9 protein-coding genes and 2 pseudogenes are annotated in these 14,994 nt (G+C 67.9%); 3 read left to right on the top strand and 8 right to left on the bottom strand.

Going from position 1 to position 14,994, the window contains the following annotated elements:
• Nucleotides 1–55: 55 nt before the first annotated feature.
• A complete protein-coding gene (locus JOE46_RS07705; RefSeq protein ID WP_209926745.1) occupies nucleotides 56–2,410 on the top strand; it encodes a LuxR C-terminal-related transcriptional regulator in 2,355 nt (784 codons plus the stop codon).
• 163 nt (nucleotides 2,411–2,573) lie between these two features.
• Here the strand turns inward: JOE46_RS07705 and JOE46_RS07700 are convergent, their stop codons facing one another.
• The 3 genes from JOE46_RS07700 to JOE46_RS07690 form a co-directional block, all read right to left on the bottom strand.
• Complete coding sequence (locus JOE46_RS07700; RefSeq protein WP_209926744.1) at nucleotides 2,574–3,248, bottom strand: MspA family porin; 675 nt, start codon at nucleotides 3,246–3,248, stop codon at nucleotides 2,574–2,576.
• Between the two features lie 98 nt (nucleotides 3,249–3,346).
• Nucleotides 3,347–4,012 (bottom strand): MspA family porin, encoded by a 666-nt coding sequence (locus JOE46_RS07695; protein WP_209926741.1) that lies wholly within the window; start codon nucleotides 4,010–4,012, stop codon nucleotides 3,347–3,349.
• A 98-nt stretch (nucleotides 4,013–4,110) separates the two neighbouring features.
• Nucleotides 4,111–5,463, bottom strand: coding sequence for an MFS transporter (locus JOE46_RS07690; protein WP_245221503.1), 1,353 nt, complete (start codon nucleotides 5,461–5,463; stop codon nucleotides 4,111–4,113).
• A 232-nt stretch (nucleotides 5,464–5,695) separates the two neighbouring features.
• On the opposite strand from JOE46_RS07690, the pseudogene JOE46_RS07680 reads away from it, so the two are divergent.
• Together JOE46_RS07680 and JOE46_RS27085 are read left to right on the top strand one after the other, a co-directional pair.
• Nucleotides 5,696–6,531, top strand: a pseudogene (locus JOE46_RS07680) (AraC family transcriptional regulator).
• Nucleotides 6,507–6,566 (top strand): annotated as a pseudogene (locus JOE46_RS27085) (hypothetical protein); the annotation flags it as partial. The pseudogenes JOE46_RS07680 and JOE46_RS27085, both read left to right, overlap by 25 nt.
• Before the next feature lie 138 nt (nucleotides 6,567–6,704).
• Here the strand turns inward: JOE46_RS27085 and JOE46_RS07675 are convergent.
• The 5 genes from JOE46_RS07675 to JOE46_RS07655 all read right to left on the bottom strand — a co-directional run bounded on the left by JOE46_RS07675 (nucleotide 6,705) and on the right by JOE46_RS07655 (nucleotide 14,966).
• The gene (locus JOE46_RS07675) at nucleotides 6,705–8,657 is read right to left on the bottom strand and encodes a hypothetical protein (RefSeq protein WP_209926738.1); all 1,953 of its coding nucleotides are present in this window, start codon (nucleotides 8,655–8,657) and stop codon (nucleotides 6,705–6,707) included.
• Between the two features lie 23 nt (nucleotides 8,658–8,680).
• Entirely contained in the window at nucleotides 8,681–10,174 is a 1,494-nt protein-coding gene (locus tag JOE46_RS07670; protein WP_374102884.1) for a glycoside hydrolase family 5 protein, read from the bottom strand.
• Nucleotides 10,175–10,330: 156 nt separating this feature from the next.
• Nucleotides 10,331–12,334: an Ig-like domain-containing protein gene (locus tag JOE46_RS07665; protein WP_209926737.1), complete on the bottom strand. Its 2,004-nt coding sequence runs from the start codon at nucleotides 12,332–12,334 to the stop codon at nucleotides 10,331–10,333.
• Between the two features lie 149 nt (nucleotides 12,335–12,483).
• The gene (locus JOE46_RS07660; RefSeq protein WP_209926736.1) at nucleotides 12,484–13,383 is read right to left on the bottom strand and encodes an Ig-like domain-containing protein; all 900 of its coding nucleotides are present in this window, start codon (nucleotides 13,381–13,383) and stop codon (nucleotides 12,484–12,486) included.
• A 119-nt stretch (nucleotides 13,384–13,502) separates the two neighbouring features.
• Entirely contained in the window at nucleotides 13,503–14,966 is a 1,464-nt protein-coding gene (locus tag JOE46_RS07655; protein WP_209926735.1) for an Ig-like domain-containing protein, read from the bottom strand.
• Nucleotides 14,967–14,994 lie beyond the last annotated feature (28 nt).

Genomic DNA, 14,994 nt, shown 5'->3' with positions numbered 1-14,994 from the left:
TGCCATAATTTGCCAGGGGTAGTTTCGATCACACGAGACCACGACGGGACGTTCCATGACGACCTCCGTGAAGGGCAGGCTCGGGAACCTGCCGCTGGAATTGACCAGTTTCGTCGGTCGGCGCCGGGAGATCGCCGAGGCGAGGCGGTTGCTGGGTACCTCACGGTTGGTGACGTTGGCCGGCATCGGCGGGGTCGGCAAGACCAGGCTGGCGGTGCGGGTCGCCGCGGACTCGCGGCGGTCGTTCACCGACGGGGTCTGGTTTGTCGCGCTCGGCGACCTGCACGATCCTGCGTTGCTGCCTGAGGCGGTCGCCGCGGCGCTCGGGCTACCGGATCGGCCGGGAAGTTCGGAGTCCCGTCTGCTGGTCCATCATCTGTCCACCCGGCAGACCTTGTTGGTCCTGGACAACTGCGAGCATCTGCTCGGGGCAGTCGCGGATTTCGCGCAGGCACTGCTGCGATCGTGTCCGGAGCTGCGCATCCTGACCACGAGCCGAGAGCTCCTCGGGGTGCACGGAGAGCGGGTGCTGCGGGTGCCGCCGCTGACCGTTCCGGACGCGCAGCGGACCCCGCCGCTCGAGGCCATGCCCCAGTACGAGGCGGTGGCGCTGTTCGTCACGCGGGCCGCCGCCGCCCTGCCCGAGTTCGCGCTCACCGAGACCAATTGCGCTGCGGTGGCCGGGATCTGCAGCAGGGTGGACGGACTTCCGTTGGCCATCGAGCTGGCGGCGGTGCGGCTGCGGATGATGTCTGCCGAGCAGATCCTGCAACGCCTGACCGACCAGTACCAGCTGCTCACCGTTGGTTCCCGATCCGCGCCGACCCGTCTGCAGACGTTGCGGTCGTGTGTGGACTGGAGTTTCGAGTTGTGCACGGCGCGGGAGCAGGAGCTGTGGTCGTGGTTGTCGGTCTTCGTCGGTGGTTTCGAACTCGATGCGGCCGAGGGTATCTGCCCCGAGGAACAATCGTCCGGGGACCTGCTGGACGCGGTGGCGTCGCTGGTGGACAAGTCGATCCTGGTCCGTGAGGAGTGTGGGGACGTCGTGCGCTTCGGCATGGCCGAGACCATCCGCGACTACGGCCGAGAGAAGCTGAGTGAATCCGGCGACTTGTCCCGGGCGCAGCGGCAGCACCTCGGGTGGTACGAACGGCTGGTAGCGCAGGCGGCTACCGAGTGGATCGGCCCCCACCAGACCGATTGGATCGCTCGACTCGACCGGGAACAGTCGAACCTGCGGGAAGCACTGGCATTCAGCATGACCGAGCCGGTGATCGGCACCGATCCAGATGTCAATGTGCGCATCGTCAATGCCCTGTTTCTGTTCTGGACGTGCCGGGGCCTGTTGGCGGAAGCCCGGCATTGGATGGACATTTCCCTGTCGACCTCCGATACCGCGCAGGCGGCGGAACGACTGTCGACCTTGTTCGACGACGGGGTGTTGGCGGGGATGCAGGGTCAACTCGGCGACGCGACGACACGGGCGCAGCAGTGCTGCGCGCTCGCGGAGCAGCTGGGGGACGCGGAGTCGCTCGAGACAGCGAACTACGCCAGGGGTTACCTGGCAATGTTCAGGGGCGACCTCGCCGCGGCATACGAACCATTCCAGGCCGCCCTCGCCAGCGCGGGTGCGCACTTCGCGGCCGGGTCCGGCCCGGGTCGAACCGGGCTCCGAATCGCTCGACAGCTGGGCGCCCTCCTGGGCCTGGCACTCGCGAGCGGGCTTCTGGGGGACGAGGAGACGGCCGTCGCCTGTTACGAGCAGACGCTGGCGATCACCACCCCGCGCGGTGAGTCCTACTTCCGTGCGTACTCGTCATGGGCCCTCGGATTGACGGCGCTACGGACCGGCGACATCGACCGGGCAACAACCATGATGGAACAGGCAATGCGACTGAACCGGCAGGTCAACGACCCGCTCATGACGGGCTGGTGCCTGGAGTCGATGGCCTGGATCGCGATACGCGAAGACAAGCCGACTCGAGCGGCCGTCCTGATGGGCGCCGCCGAGACGCTCTCGCAGAGGGTGGGCACCGCCGCGGTGCCCCTTCCGTACATGCTCGGGAACCACGACGAATGCGTGCAACAGGCCCGTGATGCGCTCGGAAAGCGCTCCTACACTGAGGCATTCCGCACCGGTGCCGCCATGAGCCTCGAAGAATCCGTCGCGTACGCACTCGGGGACCGCCCCGCCGACCAGCCCCGGACGACACCGGTCGCCCCCGTGTTGACCCCGCGAGAAACCGAGGTGGCACAACTGGTCGCGGCAGGCCATCCGAACAAGGTGATCGCCTCGATGCTGGTCCTCTCACCCCGCACCGTCCAGGGCCATGTAGAACACATCCTGGCCAAGCTCGGGTTCACCTCCCGAACTCAGATCGTGGCCTGGGTCGCCGAGAATCACCGGTAGCCCAGGCCCTCGTCACCCGAATGTGGATCAGTTCCGTCGGAGACCACGCAGGCGTGCGGTCCGGGAGGGGGCGTTCCGGACCGCACGCCTGCGGTTCTTCAGCGTCCGGGTTCGGTCGCGTGAGGGGCGCGGCCGAGTGGTCCGGGTGCGTTCTTGGGTGGGGTCAGCCGATGCTGAAGGGCTGGCCCCAGAGGGTGACGTTGCTGGTGACGTTGGCGGTGTTGACGGTGACCTTGACGTAGGAGCGGGCCTGGGCGTAGCCGGCGCAGCCGCTGACGCCGAGGGTGGAGTCGGCCCAGGTGACGCTGCCCTTGCCTTTGTAGGGGTTTGCGGCGCGGTGTTGTTCGGCGCCGAAGGCGTCGGCGAGTTCGAGATCGAGGATCTTGTAGTCCACGGCCTGGCCGGGTCCGATGGAGACGTTGCCCGCGCCCTTGGCGGTCTGCTTGGCGGCGCCGTCGGGGTCGGCCCAGGTGGTGCTCATGCCTCCGTCGGTGCCGGTTTTGCCGCCGAGGGTGAGCTGGCAGGCGACGATGTAGCCGGGCTGGATGGTGCCTGCGCCGCCGCCGGAGACCTCGACCTTGGCGCTGCCGGAGACCCAGACGTTGCGGTGCAGCGGGGTCGCGCCCATGGACGGGGAGATGGTGGCGGATTCGCCGGTGCGGGTGATGGTGACGACGGTGCCGTCGACGAGGGTCTCGGTGATCGTGCCGTCGGGCAGCGGGACGAGGGTATCGGCGTTGGCCGCGCCCGCGGACAGGAAGCCGAGCGCGATGGCGGCGGCGCTGCCGGCGCTCGCGATCTTGAGCCCGCGACGCAGGCCGGTGGTGTTGACGTTCATGAATTCCCCTCTGAGGGTTCAGGTATCGAGTTCAGGCGTGGACTGTGCGCGTGTCGTACCCCAGTCGGGGTGCAACACGCGCACGGGCGGCGCAGCCGCTATCCGATGCTGAAGGGCTGGCCGTACAGGGTGGTCTTGGAGTAGTCGTTGCCGACGATCTCGACCACCGTGTAGGAGCGGGCCTGTGCGAACCCGCCGCAGTTCTGGATCTCGAGCTGGGTGTCCTGGTACTGGACCGAGTACTTGCCGTTCTTCTTGATGTCCTTGCCCGCGACGCTGACGAACTTGACCTGGCCTGCGGAGACCGGAACGGTCAGCGAACCGGAGATCGAGGGCCCGGAGAGGTCGATGCCTGCGCCGATGGAGCCGCCGAGGCCGGTGATGTCGACCTGGCAGCCCACGATGTAGCCGGTGTTGATGCGCGAGACCCCGTGCGTGGAGGAGTTGTTGGTGCCGGGGGTGTTGGCGGCTGCGTTGAACGGGCCGGCTTCGCCTTCCTTGGTGATGCCGGTGACGTCGGCGGTGACGGTGCCGGAGACCCAGGCGGTGCGGCCGGCACCGTTGGCGGCGAGTGATGGGGAGATCAGGGCGCTTTCGCCGGTGCGGGAGACGACAGCTCCGGGCCCGGCCTTCTGTCCGTCGGGCAGCGGGACGAAGGTGTCGGCGTGGGCCGCGCCGGTGGACATCAGGCCGATCGCCAGTGCCGCGGCGCCGATGCCTGCGATGCGGGCGCCACGGCGCCGATTCTTGTTGAGAGTATTCATGGATTTCCTTTACAGATCTGGATTTTGTGTGGGTTCTGGATGGTTCCAACGAGCCGGCTCGACGCTCCGGACAACGGCGGGCTCCGAGAGCGTGGGATTTATGCCGGGGACGCGAGCGTGTCGGTCGGGGCCGCCGGGACCTCGTCGGGATTCCTCAACTCCGATGAGGCAAGCTTGCGGAGACCGGCGGGATAGAGCCTCATGCCGAGGCCCATTACGAGGATCGACACGACAGACGCCAGTGGAACCCACTGAAGCGCACCGAGTAGACCCAGCCGGTCCGATAGCAACCCGACGACGAACGGGCCCAGCGCCAGTCCGAAGACGTTGTTCGCGAGCGTGCCCACTCCGAAGGCCGAGGCCCGGATGGACGGGTGGGACAGGCTGGCGACGACCGCCGTTGTGGCACCGGAGAATCCGGAGCAGAAGAAGGCTCCGAGGCCGAGGAACATCAGCTGGATCGGGCCGCTGGCGAGTTGGAAACCGATCATCAGGGACACCATCGCGATGAGGCCGTACGCGATCGCGGCGCTCCACCTTTGTTCGGGCCGTCGGCGTCCGATGCGGTCGGCAGCGATGCCGCAGAGCACAGTTCCTGCGCCGATCAAGAGCACGAAGACCGCTGCCGCCAGGCCGGCGTCGGTGGCCGACATGTCGTGGTAGCGATTGAAGTAGCTGGGGAGCCAGGCAAGGAGCACGCCCGCGACGAAAAACTGCAGTCCTGCACCGACATAGGCGCACGTCAGGGAGGCGTTCGTGAACAGGCTTGAGATGGGTGCGCGTCCACTCACGGAAGCGTGGGTGCCGGAGGCCGGCTGCTCGGTGGCGTGGCGCGCCAGTTGATGCTCGGTGACGAGGATCCGGAACAGAACGATCAGACACAGACCGAAGGCCGCCATGATCAGGAACGCCCCTCGCCACCCGAGTCGATCCGCGAGGACGCCGCCGAGTGCGACACCGACGACCGAGCCGAAGAACGCTGCGCCGAGGATGGAGCCGCTGAGGGAGGCGTGCAGGCGTGGGGCGAAGACGCCCAGCATGACGGCCATTCCTACGCTCGCGTAGGCGGCCTCGCCGAACCCGAGCAGGAATCGTGCGCCGAGTAGCTGCGTGTAATTGACTGCCGCGGCGCACAGGACGGTCGCGACACTCCACATGACGGCCATCAGGACCACGCTGCGGACCCGACCCCAACGGTCGGCCAGAAGCGACATCGGCAGTGCCAGCACACCGACCATCAGGGCGACGACGCTGGTCAGAGCTGCGAGCTGCGAGTCCGACAGGTGCCACTCGGATTTCAGTACAGGGAAGACCGAGCTGAGAACCTGGCGGGACATGTAGTCCGACATCATCAGACCGAAGATCAGGGCGAAGACCACCCACGGAAAGACGTTCGAGTGGGCGGCCGCGCCGACGGGTTCTCGGGATGGCGTGGGCGCTCGGGACTCCATTGTCATGCGTGCTCCTGTTCTTCGAGGCGCGTTGGGGCGACGCGTCTCTGATTGGCCTGGTCGCAGACGTGCGTCAGGACCTGCCGGGCTTTGCGAACTAGGGATTGCCCACCGAAAGTGACCGTGCGGACTGATTCGGCAACTGCGGTGACTCGGGTCACACTATGCGAGTTGGGTCAAGATCATTTGACCTATTGGGACGCATTCCTTGGCAGTTTGGGACAGGGGATCGATGACGGTGCTGAAGGTGCGGAGTTCGGCTCTGACCGGCTACATCGGGCTGACCCAATCCTTCGGCTCGGACCCCGATCCGCTCATGCGTGCCGTGGGCATCGACCCGCCCGCCCTGGCCATGCCGAACACATGGCTTCCGGCAAAGGCAGTCGATGAGCTGTTGGAGCGCACTGCTCGGGAAACGTCATGCGCGGACTTCGCGGTCAAGATGGCGGACGGACGGAGCGTGTCGATTCTCGGAGCCGTGGGTTTGGCCGCCAGGGAAGAGCCCGACGTCCGGAGCGCGATCGCGCTCATCTGCGCCACATGCGGGTACACAACGAGGCGATTCGCATTCGGCTCGTCGAATTGAACGGACTTGCCTCCCTGCACATCGAGCCCGCGCCAGGGATGACACTCGGTCGCCAGTCCATCGAACTGGTCATCGCATCGTTGGCCCGGATCCTCAGCGCCTTCCTCCCGGAGGACTGGCGACCACTGTCCACGTGCTTCGTCCACGACGCACCGCCAACACTCGAAGTCCACCACCGCGCGTTCGGGACGGACATCGCGTTCGAACAAGACTTCAACGGCCTCGTGCTCTACTCGAGCGATCTGGACTCAATCAACCCGCTGTCGGACCCGATGTTCAAGCCCTACGCACGGCAGTACCTGGATCTGCTCGCGCCACCGGAGGATGCCTCCGTCGTCGGACGAGTCCGCGGCATCATCGAAGCCCTCCTCCCCGGCGGAAGCTGCACCGCGGCCCGTATCGCGCGCGCTACTCGTCCGTTGTCGATTCGGTGCGCGCAGACCTCGCGCGCCGGTACATCACGCGCGGTGATAGGAACCTGACCGACATCGCAGGCGAACTCGGATTCTCAGATCTGAGCGCATTCTCGCGCTGGTTCCGTCAACATTTCGGCCTGAGTCCGACGAAATGGGCTGCGCGACAACTCGAAGCCTTCCCAACGGGGAGGGAAGCGCTCAACAGTGCGAATCAGGCGCACGGCGCTCGGCCGCGCGTTTCAGGCGGACACCTCGACGGTGGTCGTGGCGTCGGGGGCGACCGTGACGGTGGCGTAGCTGACGGTGCTGCCGTCGACGACCTCGGTCTCGGCCTTCTGGGTTGCGCCGTTCACCGTGAGCGCGGAGTGCGCGCCGGGGAACTGTGCGGTCCAGCTGAGGGGGGTGGCCCCGGTGTTGGTCAAGGCCGATTTGGTCAAGGCGTCGTGGCGGAGGGTGAAGGTCGACTTGCCCAGTGGGATCGAGGCGACCTCCAGCCAGCCGATGTCGGCCGGGAGGTGGGAGGTGGTGGTCACGGCACTGTTCGGGGCGTCGGGCCGGACGCCGAGCAGACCGTTGACGGTTTGACTGACCAGGGTGAAGGCGACTTCGGGGTAGTCGCCGTTGACCAGCTTGCCGGTGGAGTGGACATCGCCGATCTTGTTGTAGACGTTCTGCATCCATTTCCAGGCGGTGGCGTCGGCGCTGTTGGCGAAGAAGGTTTCCGGCAGGTACGTCTCGGCCTCGACATTGGCGGGCGCGCCGCTGCCGGAGGCCTGGGAGTCGATGAAGGAGAGGTAAGAGTCGCGGCGCTGACCGGGTTCCATGATGCCCTTGAGCGGCATGAACCAGCTGTTCTCCTTGCCCCAACCGGTGATCGGGCCGCCGTAGGTCTGATAGGCGCGCACCACCTCGCCGGGTTTGGCGGGGTCGATGCTCCAGGTGGTGTTGTAGTAGTTCTTCAGCGCCTGCGCGGCGTCGGTGAAGATCTGGGCGCCTGCGGTGTCGCCCTTGGCGGAAGCCAGCCCGGCCGCCGCCAGGTAGGCCTGGTACTGCGAACCGATGGAGTCCCCGGCCTCGGCGAAATGGTCCCAGCCGCCCTCGTTGTAGCTCGCGGTACCGGCGAAGATGTCGCTGCTCGTCGCCTGGGCGATCTTCACGTCGCCGTGGCCCCGCGGGCCGGGGTGCTGCTCGACGAATTCGGTGACGGTGTTCCCGGCGTAGTCGCTCAGCGTCGGGTCGGTCAGGTAGTCGGTATCGCCGGTCTGGCGGTAGGCCTCATAGAGTTTTTGGGCCAGTTCGAAGGGGGCGGGCAGCTCCCGCACGTAGGAACCGGGGTCGCGGTAATCGGCGCTCAGGTAGGTCTTGGCGTCGAAGTTGATCGACCAGACAGGATCGTATTTGTTCGCAGCGGTGGCCGAGGCGGCGAAGGCCTTCAGCATCGTCTTGTTGGCGGCGTCCAGACCGAGCAGGTGGGCGCCGGCCAACTGGTGGACGAAGTCGCGGGAGTAGAAGCCCGACCGGTACGGGTAGCCGGCCCAGTAGGTGTTCGCGTAGGGCGCGGCGGAGGTGCCGAAGCTGTTGTTCTCGTCGGCGTTGATCGCGCCGATCTGGCCCGGCTGCTGGACCCAGCTGTTGGCCTTGGCCTTGGCCCAGTTGAACATCTCGGTGAGCCTGGCGTCGGACGAGTCGATCCGCGGATCGTTCGGGGCGGACGGGGCCACCGTGATGTCGTCGATGTTGACCCAGCCGTTCGGTGACGAGCCGAAGGCGATCTCGACCCGGTCGCCGGCGCGCAGAGACAGCCTGGAAAGGGTGTAGCGAGCGAAGATCTGCTGAGTAGCGAAGGTCACCGAGGCGGCCGGCACCCCGTTGACCGTCGCGGAGAAGGTGCCTTCGGGCGCCCCGGTGGCGATCCAGGCCGACAGGTCGAACATCCCGTCGGCGGGAACCGTGACGGTCTGGCTGATCCTGAATCCGGTGCCCTCGTCCAAGTACGCGTTCTTGGCCCCGCTGTGCTTCAGGTTGGTTCCGTTGCCCGTGCCGCCGGTGAACGTCCAGCCGGTCATGTCCTGCTCAAAGCCCGGATTGACGAAGGCGAGCGGCGGCGGCTCGGAAGCGGAAGCGGAAGCGGGGCTCGGCACGGCCAACGCTCCGGCCAAGAGTGCCAGATTCACGATCAGCTGGATCTTCACTGTCAGCCCCCTTTCGTTTCGTCTCAACGCTGGGCCACCCCATAGGTACCGGTGGTTGTTCCGGTCAGCCGCCACCCGCCGTCGATCTGGGTCAGGTCGAGATCGGAGACTCCGGAGGTGTCGAGGTCGGGGCGTTCGGTGCCGGGGTACCAGGCCTCGAGGCGTCCGGTGCCGGTGCCGGCGAACCCGGTCGCGGTCACCTCCGTGAGGGTGCCGGGAGCGGCCCGCGGGTAGGCGCGCGCGAGCGGGCGGGCGAATCTCTCCTCCATGCCGGCGGATCGGCCCGAGGGGCAGTCGATCAGGTTGAGGTTGCCCATCGTCTTGTGGGTGGCGGCGGTGTTGCCGTCGTGGATGAAGTGCGGGTCTCCGCAGGCCTGGGTCCAGGACCACCAGGCGCCGCCGATCCGGTGTGCGTTCATCGCATCGACGAATCGATCGACCTTCGCGACGTCGGCGTCGGGGTCGCCGAACCAGGCCCACTCACCGGCCCACACCGGTGCCCGATACCTGGCGGCGGCGTCGAGCGCCAGCCGGAAGCCGTCCTCGATCGAGGGGACGTCGTTGTCGACGTTGATCGAGCCGCTGTAGAGGTGGGGCGCGAACACCACGAGGGGATCATTGAGATAGTGCGGCGGCGGCAGCGCGTCGACCCCCAGCGCGGACCAGACCGCGCTCGGCTCGAAGAACACCAGGTGCGCGAACCCACCCTGCTCGGCCTGCCGGATCGCCGCGATCGCGCGCTGGTAGAACCGGCCGATCTGGTCGGCGGCGGTGATGGGGTCCCGCAGTCCGGGGTTGGGCTCGTTGAGCAGGTCGTAGCCGACGACCGCCGGTTCGTCCTTGAATTCGGCGGCCAAGCGAGCCCAGGTGTTGACGAGGTGACCCTGGATGCCCTGGGCGTCGTCGTAGAAGTTCTGGAACGAGCGGGCAACGGCGGGGGAGCTCTCCCGCATCCCGCCGAGGGTGCAGGTGCTCCAGCCGTCGGTCAGGGTGGCCCAGGCCGGGGCACCGTCCCACCCGATGCCGTCCTCGAGCGGCGACGGGCAGGACTCGCCAGGAGGCGTGCCCACGGCCTTGCCCCAGGCGTCCTGGTGCATGTCCAGCACGGTGTAGATGCCCTGCGCCTTGGCATCTTTCACGGCTTCGCGGATCCGGGCCACATAGTCCGTGTCGAAGGCGCCGGGGGTGGGTTCGAGGGCCGACCACGCGATGGTCAGCCGCGAGACGTTGAAGCCGTGGGCTGCCATCCGGGCGAACTCGTCGGGTTCGAGGCGGGCGGTGGCCCGGAGCGCGGGGTCGTTCTTGGCGTAGTCGTTGAGCTGGGTGACGTTCGCCCCGCGCAGCAGGACGGTCCGCCCGGTGACATCGGTGATGGCACCGTCGGTCACGGTCAATCGGGGCAGCGTCCAGTCGCCGGTGTCCGCCGGTCTGGCATTCGCTGACACCTGCTGTGCCGCGGTGGCGGCAACGAGGAGGATCAGCGTGACGATACGGGTAGGGACTCGGCTGGACCGCACGTTGTCACCCTCCTTCTGGACGAACGTCCATGTAAGCACGCATGGGTCGGCATCGTAGGTTCATTCGAGGTACTTGTGGTCGGGTTGAGCGAAGGGTCTGTCCCCGGCCGAGATGGCCGGGGACAGACCCTTCAGTCAGTTGTCAGTTGTCAGTTGTCAGTTGCTGGAGCCGAAGCCGCCGAGGCTGCCGGTGCCGCCCGTTCCGCCGCCGGCCGCGACGGTAACCGGCAGCTGGCCGGACGACGCGTTCACGGTGCCGTGACCCGAGTACTCGGCGGTGATGGTGCGCTGGCCAGCGGTGGCGGGAGTCCAGGTGACAGTGGCACTTCCGTCGGGTCCGACCTGGCCGGTGCCGATGACGGTGCTGCCCTCCTTGAACGTGACGGTGCCGCCTGCGTTGGCGGGGTTGACCTTCGCCGTGACCGTGGTGGCCTTGCCGACTGTGGCGCCGCTGACCGGGTTGAGCGTGGTGGTCGAGTCGGTGTTGGAGGCGGGTGCCTCGGACACATTCACCTGCGCGGTGGTGTTGGATCCGGTGGTGTTGTCGTGGCCGGAGTAGGTGGCGGTGATGGAGTGTGCGCCTGCCGCTGCCGGGGTCCACTGGTAGTCGATCTTGCCCTCGTTGCCGACGGGCAGGGTGGCGAGTGAGGTTGTGCCGTCGCGGAGTTCGATGGTGCCGCCTGCTGCGGCCGGGTTGACGGTGGCGGTGATGGTGCTCGCCTTGCCGACCTGTGCGTCGGTGACCGGCGCGATCGCAATGGTCGATGGCACGGGTGCCTCGGTCACGGTGACCTGTGCGGTGGTGGTGGATCCGGTGACGCCGTCACGGCCGGAGTAGGTGGCGGTGAGGGTGTGCCCGCCAGCGGCGGCGGGGGTCCACTCGTGGTGGATGGTGCCGTCGGCGCCGACGGGCAGGGTGGCGAGTGAGGTTGTTCCGTCGCGGAGTTCGACGGTGCCGCCCGCTGTGGCCGGGTTGACGGTGGCGGTGATGGTGCTCGCCTTGCCGACCTGTGCGTCGGTGATCGGTGCGAGCACGACGGTGGACGGCACGGGTGCCTCGGTCACGTTGACCTGTGCGGTGGTGGTGGAGCCGGTGGTGTTGTCGTGGCCTGAGTAGGTGGCGGTGAGGGTGTGTGCGCCTGCCGCGGCCGGGGTCCATTCGTGGTGGATGGTGCCGTCGTTGCCGACGGGCACGGTGGCGAGTGAGGTTGTTCCGTCGCGGAGTTCGACGGTGCCGCCCGCTGTGGCCGGGGTGACGGTGGCGGTGATGGTGGTGGCGCGGCCGACCTGTCCATCGGTGATCGGTGCGATCGCGATGGTGGAGGGCACGGGTGCCTCGGCGACCTGCACGGTGATCGGCGACGACTCGGAGGCCGTGGCGAAAGCCGTGTCGGGGAAGCGGGCCGTGAGGTTGTGTGCACCGGCGGTGATCGGGGTCCAGGCGAGGGTCGCGGTGCCCGCGCCGTCGAGGGTGGCGGTGCCGATCGGGGTTGCGGCGTCACGGAATTCGATGGTGTCGCCCGCCGCGCCGCCGGTGACGGTGGCGGTCAGGGTGCTCGCCTTGCCGGCCTGGGCGCCGGTGACGGCGGCGAGGGTGGTGGTGGAGCTGCTCTTGCCGATGGTGATCGATGGACCCTGGGTGCCGAAGCTGCCGCTGCCGAGCGATCCGCCGTAGTCCATGCCGGTGGTCAGGGCGGTGCCGCGGGGGCAGTTCGCGCCGACTTTGTAGCTGACGCTGAAGGTGGGGGCGTCCCAGAAGCCGGGGCGGCTGCGGACGACCCAGTCGGTGGAGCCCCAGGAGGCGCGGACGTAGGCCTCGTCGGCGTTGACCTCGGGGTTCTCGACCGGGTAGTCGCTGCCGCCGGACATTTTGGCGGAGCCGGGGACGTAGGTCAGGCAGGAGTGGTGCCGGTCTTTGACGTTGTAGATGTACTCGTCGACCCAGCTGGTGCGTTCGAATCTCGTTTTGACGGTGATGGTGTCGCCGACGGCGGGGGTGGTGTTGCTGATGTCGCGGATGTAGCGGGAGCTTCCGCTATTCCAGGTGATCGACCCGGGGGCAGCGCTGGCAACGCCTGCGCCGAGGAGGGCGAATGCGCTCATGGCCACTGTTGCTGCCGCGCCTGCGGCGATGGCGCGGGTGGTCTCTCGTGATGTCATGGTGTTCCTTCGGTCGCTGCTGTGCGACCGTCGTCATCGACATCAAGGTCGCAGCGTTGGGGTGTGGGGTTTGGGGCCGTGTGTTCGGCTCTTGTGGTACTGCCGGGTCTTTCCCCGGCCGTCGAGGCCGGGGAAAGACCCGGTGGTGGTTACTTGCTGGAGCCGAAGCCGCCGAGGAGCGAGCCAAGACTGCCGGTTCCGCCGGTGCTGCCGGCGGGTGCGACGGTCACCGCCTTCTGGTCGGACGACGCGTCGACCGTGTCCTTGCCCGAGTAGTAGGCGGTGACGGTCCGCTCGCCTGCGGTCGCCGGGGTCCATGCAGCAGTGGCGGTCCCGTCGGATCCGACCTGGGCGGCGCCGATGAAGGTGCCGCCGTCCTTGAAGGTGACGGTGCCGCCGGCGTTGGCGGGGTTGACCTTCGCCGTCAGGGTGGTGGCCTTGCCGACGGTGGCCCCGGTGACCGGGTTGAGCGTGGTGGTCGAGTCGGTGGTGCCCGGGTTCGTCCCGATGGTGATGGACGGGCCCTTGTCGCCGAAGTTGCCGCTGCCGAGGGATCCGCCGTAGTCCATGCCGGTGGTCAGGGCGGTGCCGCGGGGGCAGTTCGCGCCGACTTTGTAGCTGACGCTGAAGGTGGGGGCGTCCCAGAAGCCGGGGCGGCTGCGGACGACCCAGTCGGTGGAGCCCCAGGAGGCGCGGACGTAGGCCTCGTCGGCGTTGACCTCGGGGTTCTCGACCGGGTAGTCGCTGCCGCCGGACATTTTGGCGGAGCCGGGGACGTAGGTCAGGCAGGAGTGGTGCCGGTCTTTGACGTTGTAGATGTACTCGTCGACCCAGCTGGTGCGTTCGAATCTCGTTTTGACGGTGATGGTGTCGCCGACGGCGGGGGTGGTGTTGCTGATGTCGCGGATGTAGCGGGAGCTTCCGCTGTCCCAGGTGATCGTGGCGGGGGCGGCGTCGGCGACGCCTGCGCCGAGGAGGGCGAATGCGCTCATGGCCACTGTTGCTGCCGCGCCTGCGGCGATGGCGCGGGTGGTCTCTCGTGATGTCATGGTGTTCCTTCGGTCGAGGGGAGTGCGACCGTCGACAGCGAGGCCGCAGCGTTCAGTTAGGGCCGAAGGGTCTGTCCCCGGCCGCCCAGGCCGGGGACAGACCCTTCACGGTGTGGGTGTCAGGAGCCGAAGATCGAGCCGAGGCTGCCGGTGCCGCCGCCGGTTCCGGGGGTTCCGCCGGTGCCGTCGCCGGGTCCCACGATCACCGATTCCTGGTCGGAGGACGCGTTGACGGTGTCCTTGCCGGAGTATTCGGCGGTGATGGTGCGCTGACCTGCGGTGGCCGGGGTCCACGCGGCGGTGGCGGTGCCGTCGGCGCCGACCGTGCCGGTGCCGATGACGGTGCCGCCGTCCTTGAAGGTGACGGTGCCGCCGGCGTTGGCTGGGGTGACCTTCGCCGTCAGGGTGGTGGCCTTGCCGACGGCGGCGCCGCCGACCGGGTTGAGGGTGGTGGTCGAGTTGGTGTTGGTGGCAGGTGCCTCGGCCACGTTCACCTGTGCGGTGGTGTTGGAGCCGGTCACGTTGTCACGGCCGGAGAAGGTGGCGGTGATGGAGTGTGCGCCTGCCGCGGCGGGCACCCACTGGTAGGTGACCCTGCCGTCGGCACCGACCGTCAACGTCGCGAGCGATGCTGCGCCGTCACGGAGTTCGACGGTTCCGCCCGCCCCGGTCGGAGTGACCGTGGCGGTGATGGTGGAGGCGCGGCCGACCTGCGCGCCGGTCACCGGTGCGATCGCGACGCTCGAGGTCGCGTTCTGCTCGGCGACCTGCACGGTGATCGGTGCGGACTGGGAGGCAGTGGCGAACGCGGTGTCGGGGAAGCTGGCGGTGAGGGTGTGGCTGCCGCGGACGGTGGGGGTCCAGGCGAGGGTCGCGGTGCCCGCGCCGTCGAGGGTGGCGGTGCCGATCGGGGTTGAGCCGTCACGGAATTCGATGGTGTCGCCCGCTGCGCCGCCGGTGACGTTCGCGGTCAGGGTGCTCGGCACGCCGACGCGAGCGCCGGTGACGGCGGCGAGGGTGGTGGTGGAGTTGCTCTTGCCGATGGTGATGGACGGGCCCTTGTCGCCGAAGTTGCCGCTGCCGAGGGATCCGCCGTAGTCCATGCCGGTGGTCAGGGCGGTGCCGCGGGGGCAGTTCGCGCCGACTTTGTAGCTGACGCTGAAGGTGGGGGCGTCCCAGAAGCCGGGGCGGCTGCGGACGACCCAGTCGGTGGAGCCCCAGGAGGCGCGGACGTAGGCCTCGTCGGCGTTGACCTCGGGGTTCTCGACCGGGTAGTCGCTGCCGCCGGACATCTTGGCGGAGCCGGGGACGTAGGTCAGGCAGGAGTGGTGCCGGTCTTTGACGTTGTAGATGAACTCGTCGACCCAGCTGGTGCGCTCGAATCTCGTTTTGACGGTGATGGTGTCGCCGACGGCGGGGGTGGTGTTGCTGATGTCGCGGATGTAGCGGGAGCTTCCGCTGTCCCAGGTGATCGTGGCGGGGGCGGCGTCGGCGACGCCTGCGCCGAGGAGGGCGAATGCGCTCATGGCCACTGTTGCTGCCGCGCCTGCGGCGATGGCGCGGGTGGTCTCTCGTGATGTCATGGTGTTCCTTCGGTCGCTGCTGTGCGAC

This window comes from Rhodococcus sp. PvR099, from assembly GCF_017833315.1.
In the GTDB taxonomy this organism is placed as follows: Bacteria; Actinomycetota; Actinomycetes; order Mycobacteriales; family Mycobacteriaceae; genus Rhodococcus_G; species Rhodococcus_G oryzae.
This window is presented reverse-complemented; position numbering and strand designations above follow the sequence as displayed.